The sequence below is a fragment of the Aliamphritea hakodatensis genome, from assembly GCF_024347195.1.
Classification (GTDB): domain Bacteria; phylum Pseudomonadota; class Gammaproteobacteria; order Pseudomonadales; family Balneatricaceae; genus Amphritea; species Amphritea hakodatensis.
On record NZ_AP025281.1, the window covers coordinates 1,754,555 to 1,771,629 of the forward strand.

Below are 17,075 nucleotides of genomic sequence, written 5' to 3' on the forward strand. Positions count from 1 at the left end.
CATGCAAAATATGGCACATGTAGCCAGCCGGGTGCTGAATACGCCGCTGTTGCTGGAGCCGGGTTATGCCCGCACCTTTTTCAGTGCGTTAGCGCCCCGGCTGAATATTCTGGAGCTGCAGGATGATAGCGGGGTGATTCTGACAGGCGAGAAAATGCGACAGTCGGCGGCGGCTTGGTCAGGTGGGCGTCAGCGGGCTGGTACAGTGACGCGAACTCGGCCGGGCGTGTTTGGTGAGCCAGAGCTTATCTATCACATTGTTGATGGGGTGGCGATTATCTCTGTGCAGGGAACCCTGGTGCACAAGTTTGGTTACCTTAACCCTACGAGTGGAATGACAGGTTATGACAGCATTATTGAAAGGGCTGGGCTTGCGCTTGCTGATCATGAGGTAAAAGGGGTTTTGCTGGATAACGAAACGCCGGGCGGGGAAGTCTCCGGATGTTTCAATACCTCCCGTAAGTTGCGGGAAATGGCAGATGCGGTAGGCAAGCCGTTGTGGGCGCTGTGTTACGACATGAACTGCAGTGCGGGGATGGCGTTAGCCAGTGCGGCGCATCACCGGCTGATCAACGAAACCGGCATAGCCGGATCGGTGGGTGTGGTTATGGCGCATGCGGATCTGTCGGCAAAGCTGGAGGCTGACGGGGTGCGGGTCACGCTGATTCATTCCGGGGCGCATAAGGTAGACGGTAATCCTTATGAGGCATTGGGTGCTGAAGTGACGGCGCGGTTTCAGTCTGAATCAGATGTGCTGCGTAATGAGTTTGCGGAACTGGTGGCAGGGCATATGGGGTTATCTGTGGCGGAAGTGCTGGCTACGGAAGCGGCAACATTTCGGGGGCAGGCGGCAGTAGATGTCGGGTTTGCTGATGAAGTGGTAAATGGTATCGATGCGGTATCGGTATTTTCTGAACATCTGTCCTCGCAGGGCAGAGTGATTTCAATTGGAGCGAGTATGTCAAAAGGTGACAAAGCAACTCAGGCAGAAGTGCCTGGTGGTAACGGCCCTGCGGCGGCTGAGCAATTGCCTGCAGCAGGTGCTGATGCCGGTGCGGTAGCGGATCAGTCAGCGGCAATGGATAAGCCGGATGCAGCGGCAGATATGCAAAAGCGTATCGCCGGGATTCTGGACTGTGAAGAAGCGGTTGGCCGGGAGGCCACTGCAAAGCATCTGGCCTTCAATACCTCGATGAGCGTTGAAGAAGCGAAGGGGGTGTTGGCAACGGTGGATGTTGGCGGTGCAGGCGCGGAAGCGTCTGAAATGGGTAATGCTCTGGAAGCGGCTATGAGTGCTGAACCGCAGCCGGGTATTGTGGCGGATGCGCAAGCAGATGCCGGGGGTAAGGGGTCGCAGGGGAGTTCCCTGTTGGCAAGTTATGAACGTGTAACAGGTGACAAATAATGGCAGCAGAAACATACGTGCCGGATAACCGCTTTGCGGGTGGCGATGAAGCAGCAACCACTGAAATTACGATTGCATCAGGTCAGAACCTGCCAGCGTTGAAACCGCTGGGGCAGGTAGCGGCAACGGGCGAGTTTAAAGCCTGGGACCCGACAGCTAATGACGGCTCCCAGGTGGCGACGCGGATGACAGCGGCGGCGGTAGATACCTCTGCAGGTGCGAAGAAAGATCAGGCTTATAAGAGCGGGACTTTCAATGAAGCGGCAGTTGTCTGGCCTGACGGTGTAACCGCTGTGCAGAAAATGGTGGCCTTTGTCGGAACGCCAATCAGTACACAGATGCCGGGTTAATCTGGCGTAAAAATTCGTTTTTAAAATGCCCTGCTCTGTCGGGGCTTTTTTGTATCTGGAGAAAGAAAATATGGATACTTTTGGTACCGCTGAACTGTTGGGTGTTGTTGGCGCTAAGCAGAAATTTCAGGCGTTGTTCTTGGCGTTGTTTTACCCGCAGGTTTATCTGTCTGAGTCGGAAGAAATTAAGCTGGATAAGCTGGACGAAGATATCGACATTGCGGTGACGGTTTCGCCGGTTGTGGGCGGTAAGGTCATTGCTGATCAGGGTTATGAAACGCGCTCTTTTAAAGCGGCGTATGTAAAACCGAAACATGAAGTTGATCCGTCAAAGATGATGAAGCGCCGGGCCGGTGAGCGTTTGTCTGGTGCGCTGACTATGCATCAGCGGCGTGAAGCGCAGATTGCTGAAAATATGATTAAAGAAGATCTGGCTATTCAGCAGTATGAAGAAAAGCAGGCGGTTGATGCCATTGTTTTCGGTGGCTATACCGTTGAAGGTGATGGTTACCCGACACAGCAGGTTGAGTTTGGTCAGCGGGCTGAAAACCGTGTGACCCTGGGTGTGGGTGAGCGCTGGGCGGATAAGGACAAGGCGACTTATGATCCGACTGACGATATCACCGAATGGGCCTCTGAATCTGACGGTATGATTAATATCATGGTGATGGATTCAAAGGCCTGGGCGCTGTTTCATAGTTTTGAAGCGGTGAAGAAAAAACTGGATAGCCGCCGGGGTAGTACGTCCGTTCTGGAAACGGCGCTGAAGGATCTGGGTGAATCAGTCAGTTTTAAGGGTTGGTTTGGTGATGTGCAAATTGTTGTGTCCCAGCATTACTATAAAGAAAAGGGTGTTAAGCAGCGTTACCTGCCGGATTACTGCATTGTCATGGGCAACACTGAAAATCAGGGTGTGCGGGGTTATGGTGCAATTAAAGATGCTCATGCGGTCCGTGAAGGCATGCAGCAAACTGATCGTTACCCGCGTAACTGGATTACTGATGGTGATCCGGCCCGTGAGTACACAATGGTTCAGGCGTCACCGCTTATGGTGCCAATGAACCTGAATGATTTTGTGGTGGTCATTGTAGGTCAGTAAGTCAGGCGGTTAAGCCTGGTGTGAGAAAAAGCGGTTGTCTGTGTTGAGCGGCAACCGCTTTTTTGGTTTCTGGTTTTGAAAAAAAGGTAATGGGTATGACTCAGACAGTAGAAGAGTTCGCGGCGCTGGAAGAAGAGCAGCAGCGGGCGATGTTGGTGGAATTGCTGGGTGCGGATGCGCAGATTGCTCCGGATGCGGATCTGGTAAAAATGTATGAAACGCATTTAGCGGCAACTGAAGGTGATAGCGGTGAAGGTGCTGAAGGTGCTGAAGGTGTCGAAGGTGCGGCAGGTGATAAGAATGCTGCGGCAACAAAACCGGCACCGGGGAAAAACACGGCTCAGAAAAAGCCTTCGGTGAAAAAAGGCACAAATAAAGAGTCGTTGGTGTTTGTTGAAACGGTGCGCTTCAGTGAAGACGGAAATAAGTTCTTCATGAAGAAAGGTGAAGCGCTGCCGCCGGGTTCGGTGACTACCAAAACAGCCGGGTTGCTGAAAGAAGATGGTCACGTTGAGTAATTCAGCGGATTTTGTTGCTCGAATATAGCCCGCATAAGCGGGCTTTTTTGTGGGGTGCTTATGTCTGAATTTGATGATGCGATGGCTGATATTGACGCTGAAATCGCGGGTGTGTTCGGTGATCCGGGTCACATTCTGATGGAAGGCGTTAAGCATGGGGTTTCGGCGGTTGTGGAGTCCGGTGTTGAGGTGTTCGGCGATATGGGCGAGCTGGTAGGGGTTTATGACACGGCTTGGTTTGAAAGGCGTGGTTTGCCGCGTGAACCAAGGCGGGGGGATAGCCTGGTTGTTGGCAGTTCGTACAAGGTCGGGCGGATTCTGAAGATCGACGCAACGTCGGTCACCGTGAGCGTTGAGGATGTATGAATTTCCATCATTGGAGATAACGGTACCTTGGGCGCGGGTTGATCAGCAGATTGAAGATCTGTTGTTGATTGCCAGAAATGCGCCTAAGGCGTCAAGCATGGCGATTAACTCAACGGCTAGAAAGATCAGGACGCGTGCAAGTCGTGATATTCGTAGCAGAAAGGGATTTAAAGCCGGTTATCTGGTTAACAGAGTAAAGCCAAGGCTTGCCATTGGTTTTGCGACAGAAAGCAATTTGTCCGGCCGGGTCTTTGCTGAGGTGAGGGGGACGTTACTGTCCAGATTCTCAGCTCGTCAGGTCCGGCGGGGGAAGTATAAGAATGGTAAGCGGCGCAAGGCCGGTGTGTCATTTCGGGTCAATGTGGCAGAGGGACGGAAAACGCTGGATAAGGCGTTTTTTATTCCTAGTCTTCGTGGGTCTGGTGCGGCAGGGATTGCTGTCCGTGATGACAAAGGGCGCAATGATATTAAGGTGTTGCATTCTACTTCTGTCCATCACGCGTTTCAGGATGCCATTAAGAATATCGGGCCGGAGATGCAGGGCGAGCTTAAGAAAGAATTGCTGCGGCAATTGCTGAGGAGGTCGGTATGAAGGCGCTTGAAATTCGTGATGCGCTTGCTGAAAAGCTTAAGTCGATTCAGGTAGCTAATGGCTATAACACGGATCTTGGTTTGGGTTATAGCGCGTCATGGTCTGCGGGTATGTTTGATGATGGCGCGGTTCTTCCAGTTATGGCGTTTCGGCCTAGTAATTCGGAAGTGCTTGGTCGGAGTGGTGTTCGGCGCAGGGTCCGGCGGGTGTATCCGTTGTTTCTGGTTGTAAAGGGGACGGAAGATGTTGAACGGGAAGCGCTGAAAGTTGAGAACGATTTGCGGCAGTTATTTGCTGATGGGCGGCAGGCTCTGGGTGATTTGGCTTTGGGGTTGTCGGTGAGTCGGTTTGAGCCGGAGTTCCAGGAGCATAACGGGGCGATTATTACGGATCGTTTCTATGCGGTGTTAAAAATTACTGTGGAATATGTGGAGGGCTAAATGCCTCGGGCAAAGAAAACGGCGGATGAGTCGAAAGGTGTTTTGCTGTGCTTGCAGAAAGAGCATGAGCATAAAGGGCGTCAGTGTAAGGCTGGTGAAGAAATTGAAGTGTCTGTTCATCAATCTGAATGGTTGGTTGAGAATGGCGTAGCTAAAAAGGTGGTGGAAAGTGAGTAGTGAGCATCGTGCGTTTTTGGGATTGGCTGAGCTGTATTTGCGGCCTTATGGTTCGGGTGTGCCAGCGTCTCTTGTTGGTGATTTGTCAGAGTTAAAAATCAGCCAAAGCCAGGATACGAAAAAGATTCCCGGTAAAAGTATTTTGTCTGGTGGAGCTGACGTTAAGACATATACACAGGTCAGTGATGTTTCTGTTCAGTTTACATTGACCAGTTGGCATCTGGATAACTTAAAACTGGCGCTGGGCGCAACCGAGATAGATCAGGCGGGTGGAACCGTGACTGATGAGTCTTTGGTTGCCGGTTATGGTTTGGTCATGCTGAAACACAAAGGGGCGAAATCGGTAGTATTAACCAGTTCCGATGGTTCCACTACTTATGAGGAGGGCAAGGATTATACAGTGATGCCTTCTGGTCTGTTGATTCATAAGGGTGGCGCTATTAATGAAGCGGATAATCTTCTGGCAGACTATGAGCATCCGCCTAAGCAGGTTCTTCAGGGGCTGGTGACCAAAGGGAAGCAGTGGGAAATGTTGATTGACGGTATTAACCGTGCCGAAACGGATGACCAGTACTCAGTGCATCTGTTTAAGGTCGATATTCCGCCTGTTAGTGATTTGGATTTGCTGACTGATGACTTCGGCAGTTTGACGTTAACGGGTACTGTGTTGAGTACTGGGCTGGGTAAGGCCGAGTCTGATCACTACACGTATACTAAGATTGGTTAATTTGAATTTACGGAGATAAACCCGGCCTTGTGCCGGGTTTTTTTATGCCTATGGAATTTAAGCAGGACGTGACTATCGGTGAGCAAAAGGGAGTTGTGAAAGAGCTGTCTTTGGCTGATATCCGAAAGATGATGAAGGAAGAGGTGACTCAATCAGGAGACGATAGCCTGAGTGGTGTTGATGCGGTGATTGAGCAGTTGTTGATTCCTGGGGTGACGGTGCCGCAGCTGAAAGTGCTCACGGAAGGGTTTAATTTTGATGAAATGCGGCCTTCTGAGATTCATGAGTTAAAGCGAAAGTGTGAAGAGGTAAATCCGGATTTTTTTGCAATTCGCGAGATGGTTCAGGCGGTGGCTCGCGAGATGTAGCAAGGGATTTAAAGTCGTTTGAGAAGAGTGTCCTTTCTCTGATTTGTGCTGGCCACCGTGATGCCTGGAGTTATTCGCCAGCGCTTTATCATGCTGCTGCGGAGCTTTTACATGGAAAAGAATGAAGAAATCAGTATTGAGCTGCGTTTGTCTGAAGCGCAGTTCAAAAAGGCTTTAGAGAATAATTCAAAGCGTTACCGGAAAGCGTTGCAGGATATGGGGAATTCAGCGCGGTCTGAATCTCGAAAGATGAATGATGCGATGGCTGTGCTTGGTCATAAGTCTCATAAGTCTATACAGCGCGAAATTGATAAGACCAAGGCGGCTTACAACCGTATGGCTCGGGGTGGAGAGGTTTCAGCTCAGGAGCTTACAGCTGCGCATCAGGCTATGGTCCGTAAGGTTCAAAAGCTGGAGTCTCAGCTGGTCGTCAGTATGGAAAAGGTTCCGACGGCGGCGCAGGTGCAGGCTGAGAAAATCAGCAAGGCGATGGATGTGCTGGGTCATACTTCGCACAGCAAAATCCGGGCGCAGATCGAAGAAACCAAGGCGGCTTATCGGGTGTTAGCTGAAGCCGGCGAGTTGTCTGCAGATGAGATTGCTCTGGCATATGACAGCATGGTTCGCGATGTTGAAAAGCTTGAGTCTCGGTTGCAGAGAACGGTTGAGGAAATGCCAACGGCTGCTCAGGTTCAGGCTGAGAAAATCAGCAAAGCGATGGATGTTCTGGGACATACTTCGCACAGCAAAATCCGGGCGCAGATCGAAGAAACTAAGGCGGCTTATCGGGTGTTGGCTGAAGCCGGTGAGCTGTCTGCAGATGAGATTGCTCTGGCGTATGACAGCATGGTTCGCGATGTTGAAAAGCTTGAGTCTCGGTTGCAAAGAACAGTTGAGGAGGTGCCAACAGCTGCTCAGGTTCAGGCTGAGAAAATCAGCAAAGCGATGGATGTTCTGGGGCATACCTCGCATAGCAAGATCCGGGCGCAGATCGAAGAAACCAAGGCTGCATATAAATCGCTGGCTGATGCGGGTGATTTGTCTGCTGATGAGCTGGCGCTTGCTTATCAAAATATGACTGACAAGGTGGATCGCTTGCAGCGGTCTATGAAGCTTGAAACAAAAGAGGTAACTCAGGTTGTCCGGACCGAAGCTGATAAAACAGCTCGGGCTATGGAGTTGCTTGGCCATAAGCCGCACAGCAAGATTCGTCGGGAGATTGCTCAGACTCAGGCGGCATATAAGCGGCTGGCTGATGGCGGCACTCTTTCTGCTAAAGAGCTTTCCCAGGCGCATAAAAAAATGAAAGCCGAAGTTGCCAGGCTGAAGGGGGAGGTTAATGGTGCTGCTGATGCCGGTTCCGGCCTTGGTTCTGTGTTGCAGGCGGCCGCTCTGGTGGCGGCAGGAGCGCAATTTACAGTCATGGTTAATGACTTGGCTAACCTGCGTCGTGAAATGGAGCAGGGGGCTGCTGTGGCGCTTTCGTCCACTGAGGAATATGAGAAGTTCATATATTCAGTGGGGGCTGTTACCGGCCTTCAGTCGGATAAGTTGGGCCAGATGCTGAAGGACGTTCAGGATAAGGTTGGTGACTTCCTGGCTAATGACGGCGGTGAGTTTAAGGACTTCTTTGAAAAGGTCCAGGGCCGTGTTGATTTAACGGCTGAGTCTCTGTCCGGGTTGTCTTCTCAGCAGATTATTGAGCGTGTTGCGGATGCGATGGCTGTGGCCAATGTGCCGGCAACTCAGCAGGTTAATCTGTGGGAGGCATTGGGGGATGAGGCGGTGCGTGTGGGTATTGCGTATACCGGCCAGCGGAAGGAGTTGGAGGCTTTGCGGGCTGAGTATGATCAGCTCAATCTGTCATTAAGTGAGCAGGACAGCGCAGTTCTGGAAGCGTTGGCGGTGAATATCAGTACCCTGGGTAAGGCTTGGGAAACAACAAAATCAGAGTTTGCGGCGGATTTGGCACCGAGTATCGGTGCGGCGCTGGATGAGCTGACCAAAATTATCCGGTCGACAGATGATGCTGTTGTGAGTCTTGATCTGCTTTCGAATGTTGCGGGTGGTGCTGGAGCTGGGGCGGCGGTGTTGGCGTTAACGGGTGTTGTTCGTGGTTTGAATTTTGCCTTTACAGCGCTGGCTGGGAACCCGATAGGCTTAGCGATTGCGGGTCTGACTTCTGCGGCGGTGTTCGCCTATAGCCAGATTAATGATGCCTTGATAGCGCAGCAGAAGTTGGTTGATATACCGACGGAGCAGGCGGCGTTATATCAGCAGTTGGCGGATAGTCAGCGGGCTTTTATGCAGCTGAACCAGCAGGGTGCTGCTGAAGCTGTGGCCGGGATTCGTCAGCAGTATAACCTTGGGAAAATCAGTGCTGCAGAAGCGCTCCATCAGGTAGAAAAATTATCTGATCGCCGGGTCCAGTTGCTTGATGACCTGCAGAAGAAGCAGCAGGCGGCTGCGGGTCTGGAGGTTAAGCTGCAGGAAGAAGCAGCAAAGCAGGTTATTAAATCCAGTAAGGCCAGGGTGGCGGCGCTTGAGTCTGATATTAAGGGTTCGACGAAGCGGATAGAAACCTTTGCTAAAACGATAAAGGATCTGACTGACCGTCAGTTGCTGGATCGGCAGACGGCTGAAGATCGTTTGCGTGAGATGGACCGGGAAAAGCTGACCGCTGAGGAGGCTGAAAAAGACCGATTAAAGCAGTTGGGTGAGACTCTTGAGGCGTCACAAAAGGCGTTAGCGGAAGGGCATGAGGAAGAGGCTCGCCGCTACGCTGATAAAGCGTTACGTCAGGCTGAATCTATTGGTAAAGAAGATCTGTTGCGGGAGACGATTGAGAAAACCGCTGAGCTGAATGAAGAGGCTTATCAGCAGGAAATCCGCCGTGCAGAAGAGGCACAGGCAAAAGAGCAGACGCGGCAGCAGTCGTTGCGCACGGAGCTTAAGAAAACTGAGCAATCTTTGAAGGATGCGCGGGGCCAGTTGCGAAAGCTGGGCGATGAATTAGCAGAGGTCACCGGCGACGGAAAAACGCTGCAGATTAAGACGAATCTTAGTCAGGTCCGTGGCGAGGTTCAGCAGCTGCAGGCGGAGCTTAACCGGCTGTTTGGTACGAATTCCTCTATCACGTCAGCGCTGGGTCAGGTTGGCGGGCAGGTGGTGAAGCGTCAGGCCGGCGGGGTTATTCCCTGGGGGCCGCATTACACCGGCAGGATTCCGGGCTACGGTGGCGGGGATCGGGTAAAGCTGCTGGCTGAGCAAGGTGAGTACGTTTTAAGGAAAGAGGCGGTTGCGTTCTATGGTCAGGGGTTTATTGAGCGTCTGAATGCAATGTCCTTAGCCCCGTCAGCTGGTGATGTTGTCAGGCGGCAGGCGGGCGGGCCTGTGTCTGGTGATGCTGTGCCTGTATCTGCGCCGGCTTCTTCTGGTGCAGAGTCGATTAATATCTATGTGCGCAAAGTTGTTGCGCCTGACGTTCGTTCCTTTGTGCGGGAGCTTGAGCAGCATTCTGCTGTTGAGCCGCTCAATATAAATATTTCCGATCGGAATATATCTCAAGGATAAATCATGAATGTGTTGTTTAGTCATCTGCTGAATGTGCAGAGGATGCCTCGTACGCGCTTTTTGGAAAAAGGTAGTGAGGTTGGCCTTGCCTGGGAGCAAGAAGTGTCAGGTGTGGCGCTGCTGGCGTCTAAGGGTGAGTTTGAATTGATCGCGTATATGGATGGAGTGGAGGTCTGGTCCGGGAGTATTGAGGTTGATGGTGATGTGCTTGTGCCGGTGCCTGATGTTGATGCTGATCGGTGGCAGATTGCCGCTGTGCGGGATAGCTTTCTGACGGCTTTTTATCCTGGGTGTTTGGTTCATCTGACTAATCCGGATGTGCCGTTTACTTTCGGGCGGGTGGTGTCTGGCGTAGTAAACAAAACCATTGGTGGGGCTGTTTATAGCTCGGTCGATAGTTCGCGGCGTCAGGGCAGTTGGGGGATAGGGAATATTCCTCTGGCTGAGTTGCCTGGTTGGCGGCAACTGGTGGACGCTACCAAGGGTGGTCGTCAGTCTTTTGTGGTTGAGGTGCCTGATCATGTTGAGCCGACGCTGGTGCAGGCTGTGGGGTTGGCTGAGCCGGTTTTGCAGGATGTTGTCCGGGAAGTGTGTGCCGGTCAAATGACAGTTTCTGAGGTGGTATGAATACGTTAGATAATCAGTTGAAAGGGGCGGTTCAGTCTACACAGTTGGTTGTCTTGTTTGATCTGGACGGCCAGCGGTTAGCGGTCGGTAATCGTGCTGGAATGGTTGCCGGATTGGATGTCTTCGATGCTTTTAGCGTAAGCCCGGAAGTGCCTGAAACTGGCGGGTCTTTATCTTTGGTGGCTGATGCGTTGCCTGATTGGGTAAGCCGGTGTTACTGGAGTAACCGAAAGGCCAGTGTGTGGCGGTTGCCGGATCTGGCGCGTGACTTTGATAGGGATTTGTTGTTCTCAGGTGTAGTGTCTGAGGAGCCGGAGCTAACAAATGGTTTAATGCGCTTGCGTCTGGCGCTGCCTGCTTCCAGTCCTGTGCAGTTACCTGCTTATGGGGTGGTTGATAGCGAGACTTATCCGACGGCGTTGTCTGTAGGTGATCAGGTGCCGGAAGTGTACGGTGAGCTGCGCGGTGAGCTGCTGAATACTCAGCAGCCGATTAGTCAGGTGCTGAGCGGTTTTGCCCGGGTTGGTGACCGGCAATTGCTTTTACAGAATGCTGAAGCGTTTCCGGCATCTGGCAGCGTCTGGGTGGATGGTCATAAGTATGACTACAGCAGCCGGACAGATAAGGCGCTTCTCGGGGTTGAGGTGCTGGCTCCACATTATCAGGGAACGGCGGTGGCGCTTGATGGCGAGTGCCGTTTTCTGGCTGCAGGCAATGCCCTGGGGGTTTCGGATGTGCGGTCCGGCGATCAGCGGTTGTCGGGTTATCAGGTCAGTAATGGTCAGGTGGTTTTCCCTCGGTTGCCAGTTTTGCCGGAGCAGTTGGGGGAATACTCAGCGCAGCTGCAGTTTGACCAGGTGCATCCGGATAGCTCTGCCACTAACAGCGTGAACGCCATACAGGCGGCTACAGCGATTGAAACTGATATTCAGGCGCTTGATATGCCGCTGGTGATTGGTACGGGTGAGCAGGAGTTGACGCGCTCTGACGTGATCAATTTTCCGTTACCGGGTCAGGATCGAATTTTGCGGGCTGCGTATACCGTTCAGTACTCGGTCAGCAGTGATTTTCAGGGTGACGCGACGGTGATGATTGGCGGGCAATTGGCTTGGGCGATGGAATCGGGCGCGGTTGTGTACGCCCCTGGTGAATTAACGTTTTCAAATCAGCAGGACAGTTCAAGTCTTGCGGTATTGATTCAGCGTGATTCAGGCGGGGCGGCTGTTGAGCTTACGGTGTCGGCGGCAGCCCGGACTCTGGTGCTGGGCAACCTCGATAATAATGCGTTTGCGACCGTTTCCCGTGATCAGTCCCTGGTGGTTGAGCAAACCACTGATAATCCCAACTACGGAAAAATTAACCGTGCCCGGCTGGCGGTTGAGTGGATGCCCACGGGGGCGCTGTCCGGATTGGCTGAGGTGCATTTTGCCGGGAAAAAGGTCGGCCTCCTCGATGCGCAGGTGCAGGGTGGGGGTTCTCAAAGCTTCAATATCAGCGCGGATGTGATTAGCCAGGGCAGTGCAAGTCTGGTCAGTCGGGATGTGGGTGGCTTGATCAGTCAGGCGGCGCAGATTCTGAATTCGCCTTCTGTGCAGTCGCAGACTTATGTTGCTTCCTATCAAGTGAGCAGTGGCGCGGGTCTGACGGCGCATAGACTGAATCTGAAAATAAAGCCCCCGGAAAATGTTCGGCCTGGCAATCATGCGGTGTGGTTTTATTCCGGTGATGGAGACTATGCGAATAGTGTTTCTATTTCTGATAGCGGAGGCCGGTCGGTGTCTCTGGTGGAAAATGGGGCAAAGACCAGTGTGTTTTATGTCACTAGCGCTTCCCAAGTATGTGAGATATCTAACGAAATTGTCGAAGGTTTGATAGCGGGGAAGACGGCTGAAAATACGGTGCGTCCGACTTCTATCCGGGTTGAGTGGAATATTGACCCTATCGGCGTTCAGGGCGGTGGTGTCTCCGGTAGTCCTGCGCTGAATGATGGGCGAAGTTCTGTATCAGGTGTGAATGTGCGGGCCAGGGTGAATAACTCCGGCAGCAGTGTTGTTGTCGATACCCCGGTACAGGCGCAGAGCATTATTAATCAGTTTGATTTGCCGGTATCTGACTGGGGGCAGTTAACCGATCAGCTTTCCGGTATCTGGTACAACGGCGGCGGTTCTGAGCAGTTGCGGATCTTTCGTTTCTGGTTGGTGGTTGATTATGAGGCCGTTAAGCAGGTGCCGGTTAAGGCGATGACGGCGCAGCTGAGTGATGCCCGGTCGAATCCTGTAGATGTATTGGCGGATCTGTATGGCCGGGTAGGTAAGCAGTTACATCCCGGCTGTGTGGCGGCTTTGCGTGGATGGTTCGAGCGGGCCGGCTGGCGCTTTGCCCGGCGGGTGGCTGATCGTCAGGAAGTGGCCCCGTTAATTGTTCGGGCGCTGGATCAGGCCGGGCTGATGGCTGCGGATACGCCTGAAGGGGTTTGGTTGTTACGGCTTCTGGATATTGGCGGTCCGCGTCGAGAGGTGCCTTATGACGATTGTTTGGCGCATCCGACTATTAGGTGTAAGCGGCCTGACAAGGCGTTTACACATCTACTGGTTAAGTGTGGTGAGCATGTAGTTCAGCGCACTCCAGAGAATAATCATTTCGCAGCAGTTGGCCGGCTTCAGGCTGGTGCTGATCGTCACTATGAAATTAATGCTGGTTGGCTATCTGATGCCAAGTCAGCAGGGCTTTACGCGGATCTGAAAATGCAGCTTGGGGCAAGGCTGGGGAGAGTAACAGAACTGCCATTGCCTCATCCTTATGTGCTGATTCAGAAAGGCCATTTGGTTGTATTTGAGGAAGCGTTATGGCGCGTCCTAGACGTTAAAAAATCCCATTCAAAAATAATTGTTTCCATTGAGGAGTTGGTCGAATGAATGCGTTAACGAACGAAGGTGAAGCCCTTGTTCTTAATCTGTTTCGCGGAGTGGATATTCCGGCCGGGACGAAGGTTGAGTTGGTCGCCTATACGGCGGTTAGTACGGATGATGATGGTGTGTCTCAGTCTGTTGAGGTCTCTGACACTGGTTACAGTCGTAAGGCGGTTACGTTCAATGATCCGGAAGCGGGCACAGCTGGTCGTCGTAAGTGCGTAAGTAATGTGGACGTTGAATTTGGCCCTTTCGACACAACAGGAGGTCAGATTACCAGTTACGGCATTGCGGTAGATGATGTTGTTGTTATTCGAGGGTTGGCAACCACCCCGAAAGATATTGTGAAGGGCGGTGTTATTAAAGTTAAGGCCGGTGAGTTGTATCCGTCTTTGCGCGGGGCTTCTGATTCGTTTCTTGATGCCGTTTTGAATTATGTCTGTAAGGGGCATGCGGTGACGGCTCCGGAATCGGTACATGCTGGCTTATTCAGCGATGCGGGCGAGTTGGCTGATCCGGGTTGCAGCCGCTTGCCGGTTGTGTTTAACGCCCCGCAGCCGGATCAGGATAGTTCGGCGCTAACTATTTCAAACCAGCAGGGCGGTTCATGGGTGGCCACTGAGGATTGGCCATTAGTCAACCGTGGAAAGTTGTTTGATCAGGCGGGAAATGAGCTGGCTGTTCTGGTGTTTCCTGTGGAGATGAATCTGACAAATTATGCTGCTGGTGATGAGCTGATTCTGGCTGCGGGTCTGATTGTTATTAAAGTGGGGTAAGGTGGGTCTATGTCTATAAAAGAGCGTGTGTCAGAAACAACAAATAGTGTTGGTCCTGGTGATATTGTTCTCCGTGGTGGTGGGGTTAAAAACGCCCGGCTGTTTAAAGAGGCCTATGCGGTTGGGGACTGGGCTTATTATGTTATCGAGGTTGATGGCGGTGCTTATGAGGCCGGTGAAGCTCAGGTAACTGCGGTGGGTCTGGCGCGGGCATCCGGTCGAATTATCTACTCGACAAATGATAACAATCCCCTTGATTTACCTGAGGGTACACATCACGTTTATTGCGATACAACAGAGGAAGAGAAAGGGCGGATTTATTCGCCCTTTTTTGTGCGTAAGGCTTTGTCTGTGGCAGTCGAAAAAGGGAAGTTTTATCTGCTTGATGGTGTTGTGGATGTGGGGCCGCCAGGTGCTATTTCTTCCCCTGGTTGGCAGCAGATGACTTCTAGCTATGGCCAAAACCCAAGCGTGTGCGTGTTGGGTGATGTGGTTCTTATTTCTCACACTAAAGATAATGATTCGTACATTGATGTTTATGATATCACTGGCGCAACACCTGTGTTTTTGAAGTCTACGCGGGTTTATTCATATGTCACGGTACCGCGTTTGGCGCGTATTGATGGGCGGAAAGCTGTCATGGCGCATAGGGATAGCTCTTATGATGGGCGTGTTTTTCTTATCACGCATACGGGTTCGGGGAATTTATCTTTTTCTAATGAGTATGAATATTACTCTGGAACGCTTTACGGAACGGGTACTTATGATGTCGTATCGTTGGGCGATGGTCGTTCAGTTGTTGGGTACTGTGATAACGGTTATATGCAGTACTGGCTTTTAAATTCTGACTCGTCAGCCCCTACGAGTATTCGTAGCGGTCAAGCCAGTAATCGATCTTCTGTTCGTTATGTGCGGGTTGACCGTCTGGCCGGGCGTCGGGCGTTGTTTGCTTCGTTCTCTGCTGTAGGTTATGTGCAGTTAGATGTTATTGATTTTGAGGGCGATGCGGAAAATAAATTAAGTCACTTCGAAATTAGCGCATCTCAGGAGGCGCTTGATGTTGTGTGTTTGTCGCCTTCTCGTGCGGTTGTCGTTTACGTTAATACGTCAGGTGTTCAGGCTCAGGCGTTATCAATTAACAATGCGGGTGTTGTGTCGTTGCTGGGTGATCCGGTTAGTATTTCCTCGGTGCAGTCTGCGGGGCGAATTAGTGTCGCGGCTCTTGATGCAAGCTCTCTGATGGCGTCTATTTTTGAGAGCAATTCTGCTGGAGGCTATTTTTACAAGCAGTTGCGTTTCACTGACGCCGGGGTAGTGTTGGATCAAAGTCTTGCAATGGATTCCTCTAATGGAATTGGTGAGGCGGCGCTGGGTAGCTATTCAGGGCGGTTGTTTTCAGCTGCAGGCCGCTATAACGGCGCCGGTTGTTATTTTGCTGAGGTAGAATATTTTTTGCCTGATGTTAAGGCTGGGCGCTGGTCGATGATAGCCGCTGAAGCTGCTGCAGAGAATGTTCCAGCTTGGTTTGTCCTTCGGGGCGGTCCTATTGAAGGGGTCTTAACAGGGCTTACTGCCGGCAAAGAGTACGGGCTTGATTCTGCGGGTGAGCTGGGTGATCTGGCGACCCATCCGTATCCAGTAGGCATGGCGTTATCGTCGGATTTCATGATGACTAAGGTGTCATAATGCTGTCCGGTTCGGTAATGTCCGGGCCGCTGTTGTTTGGTGGTGAGCCGGTTGATGTTGGTGGTTCTGCGCCGCTTATGTCGCAGGGCGTTATGATGTCTCCAGCGCTGTTAGATGCTGCTGGAAACGTTGTTCCTGGTGTCTGTTCGCTGATGGGTGGGCCGGTGATGTTCTCGCCGGTTATGGCCGGCTTTGTTGCGGATTCAGGTAAGAAAAAGCAGGTTAAGTCTCTGCGGCTTGTGCTTTCTCTTGGGTCAGATGTTCATGTATCCGCTGTCAGTTCCAGGCCGCTTGATGCGGTCCTGTCGGTTGCTTGTGATCTGTCGGCGCGTGGTGTGCGGCGTCAGATGCTATCTGTTGCGCCCGTTGTTCTGGATTCAGTGCTGGCAGCTGATGCTATTCGCAGCACTCAGCTAAAGGCGTCCGCTTTTGTGGCCGGTGCCTTGAGTGCTAAATCGAGTGGTAGTGTAGGCCCTTGGGTGTTTGCCATTCAGTCTGAAATGCAGGTTGCGGCCACGTCAGCGAGGGAGTTGTCTGCGGGTCTTGGTGTCAGTTCCGAATTTTCAGCTGCTTCTGTCCGGAGATCTGAGCTTTCTGGTGTCGTTGGTCTGTTGGGTGATGTGCATGCCTCGGCTTTCCGTTATATGTCGCTTAGTGGCTCTGTGTCGCTCTCTGGCGGCCTTTCGGCTTCTCAGCTGGTAAAGCGTCCGCTTAGGGGGGATGTGTCTATTGAGGCTGCTCTGGCTGCAAATGGGGTGGTAAGGCGGCCATTAAAGGCAGCGCTTTCTATTGAGTCAGAATTAAGCCTGTATCGCCTGCGGTGGGTGTTTGGGGTTGAGTCTGAGGTGTCAGCAGGGGCGGTGCGTTCCCAGCCTGTGGCTGCTGCTGTTGAGGTGTCTGCAGATCTGAAGGCGTCATCTAATGAGGCTCGCCCGTTGGTAGTGAAGGCTTCTGTTGGTGGTGATCTGTATGCGCATGCTTATGTGCCTGGTAAAGGATACCGGCAGCAGATGGCGGGACTTAGAGTGTTAACAGAATCTGTTCAGCTTAAGGCTGATCGTGGTCAGGTGGGGCTTGCTGTATTGAGTCCCTCTGTGACCTTATTGGAGGTTGTTTGATGTACGGAGATATTGATTCGGTTTCAGGTCATGGGGCAGCGGTTTCGGTGAGGCCTCATGCGAATGGTGCTGACTTGCCTTTGGAGGACTGTCATAGTTTTGCGGCTTTTCTGGAGGATGTAGAGACTCAAAAAGTTGAGAGAATCACGGCAACGTTTAATGGTGATATCGGCGCGGTTGATCTTGTGCCGCCGGCGGATATTCCGCCGGGGGTGTATTTGCTTCAGATCGAATATAAGGACCCGGCTGGTAATCCGCATATTTACCCGTCTGAAAGAAAGCAGGTTCGCTGGAATATTAGCCGTCGCTTTTCTTCTGGGGGGTAGAGGGGGCCGCCCCTTTGG

At 52.1% G+C, this 17,075-nt stretch carries 17 protein-coding genes; all 17 read left to right on the forward strand.

What is annotated here, in order from left to right:
* Position 1 precedes the first annotated feature (1 nt).
* A complete protein-coding gene (locus tag PCI15_RS08055) occupies positions 2-1,405 on the forward strand; it encodes a S49 family peptidase (protein WP_271273818.1) in 1,404 nt (467 codons plus the stop codon).
* The gene (locus PCI15_RS08060) at positions 1,405-1,755 is read left to right on the forward strand and encodes a head decoration protein (protein WP_271273819.1); all 351 of its coding nucleotides are present in this window, start codon (positions 1,405-1,407) and stop codon (positions 1,753-1,755) included. The genes PCI15_RS08055 and PCI15_RS08060 overlap by 1 nt, the downstream gene beginning before the upstream one ends.
* A 70-nt stretch (positions 1,756-1,825) precedes the next feature.
* Complete coding sequence (locus tag PCI15_RS08065) at positions 1,826-2,854, forward strand: major capsid protein (RefSeq protein WP_271273820.1); 1,029 nt, start codon at positions 1,826-1,828, stop codon at positions 2,852-2,854.
* A gap of 95 nt (positions 2,855-2,949) precedes the next feature.
* Positions 2,950-3,372 (forward strand): hypothetical protein, encoded by a 423-nt coding sequence (locus PCI15_RS08070; RefSeq protein WP_271273821.1) that lies wholly within the window; start codon positions 2,950-2,952, stop codon positions 3,370-3,372.
* Positions 3,373-3,432: 60 nt separating this feature from the next.
* Positions 3,433-3,738, forward strand: coding sequence for a hypothetical protein (locus PCI15_RS08075; protein ID WP_271273822.1), 306 nt, complete (start codon positions 3,433-3,435; stop codon positions 3,736-3,738).
* A complete protein-coding gene (locus tag PCI15_RS08080; RefSeq protein ID WP_271273823.1) occupies positions 3,731-4,330 on the forward strand; it encodes a phage tail protein in 600 nt (199 codons plus the stop codon). Before PCI15_RS08075 ends, PCI15_RS08080 begins: the two co-directional genes overlap by 8 nt.
* Positions 4,327-4,770, forward strand: coding sequence for a hypothetical protein (locus PCI15_RS08085; RefSeq protein ID WP_271273824.1), 444 nt, complete (start codon positions 4,327-4,329; stop codon positions 4,768-4,770). Before PCI15_RS08080 ends, PCI15_RS08085 begins: the two co-directional genes overlap by 4 nt.
* Positions 4,771-4,947 (forward strand): DUF7210 family protein, encoded by a 177-nt coding sequence (locus PCI15_RS08090; RefSeq protein ID WP_271273825.1) that lies wholly within the window; start codon positions 4,771-4,773, stop codon positions 4,945-4,947. It begins immediately after the preceding gene.
* The gene (locus PCI15_RS08095; protein ID WP_271273826.1) at positions 4,940-5,674 is read left to right on the forward strand and encodes a phage tail tube protein; all 735 of its coding nucleotides are present in this window, start codon (positions 4,940-4,942) and stop codon (positions 5,672-5,674) included. Before PCI15_RS08090 ends, PCI15_RS08095 begins: the two co-directional genes overlap by 8 nt.
* A gap of 44 nt (positions 5,675-5,718) precedes the next feature.
* Positions 5,719-6,042 carry a hypothetical protein gene (locus PCI15_RS08100; RefSeq protein ID WP_271273827.1) on the forward strand — a complete coding sequence of 108 codons (324 nt, stop codon included), beginning with the start codon at positions 5,719-5,721 and terminating at the stop codon, positions 6,040-6,042.
* Between the two features lie 111 nt (positions 6,043-6,153).
* Complete coding sequence (locus PCI15_RS08105; RefSeq protein WP_271273828.1) at positions 6,154-9,615, forward strand: coiled-coil domain-containing protein; 3,462 nt, start codon at positions 6,154-6,156, stop codon at positions 9,613-9,615.
* Between the two features lie 3 nt (positions 9,616-9,618).
* Entirely contained in the window at positions 9,619-10,242 is a 624-nt protein-coding gene (locus tag PCI15_RS08110) for a hypothetical protein (protein ID WP_271273829.1), read from the forward strand.
* The gene (locus PCI15_RS08115; protein WP_271273830.1) at positions 10,239-13,157 is read left to right on the forward strand and encodes a hypothetical protein; all 2,919 of its coding nucleotides are present in this window, start codon (positions 10,239-10,241) and stop codon (positions 13,155-13,157) included. The genes PCI15_RS08110 and PCI15_RS08115 overlap by 4 nt, the downstream gene beginning before the upstream one ends.
* Entirely contained in the window at positions 13,154-13,927 is a 774-nt protein-coding gene (locus tag PCI15_RS08120) for a phage tail fiber protein (protein WP_271273831.1), read from the forward strand. The genes PCI15_RS08115 and PCI15_RS08120 overlap by 4 nt, the downstream gene beginning before the upstream one ends.
* Positions 13,928-13,936: 9 nt before the next feature.
* Positions 13,937-15,613 (forward strand): hypothetical protein, encoded by a 1,677-nt coding sequence (locus tag PCI15_RS08125; protein WP_271273832.1) that lies wholly within the window; start codon positions 13,937-13,939, stop codon positions 15,611-15,613.
* Positions 15,613-16,731 carry a hypothetical protein gene (locus PCI15_RS08130; protein ID WP_271273833.1) on the forward strand — a complete coding sequence of 373 codons (1,119 nt, stop codon included), beginning with the start codon at positions 15,613-15,615 and terminating at the stop codon, positions 16,729-16,731. Before PCI15_RS08125 ends, PCI15_RS08130 begins: the two co-directional genes overlap by 1 nt.
* A complete protein-coding gene (locus tag PCI15_RS08135) occupies positions 16,731-17,057 on the forward strand; it encodes a hypothetical protein (RefSeq protein WP_271273834.1) in 327 nt (108 codons plus the stop codon). The genes PCI15_RS08130 and PCI15_RS08135 overlap by 1 nt, the downstream gene beginning before the upstream one ends.
* Positions 17,058-17,075: the final 18 nt, after the last annotated feature.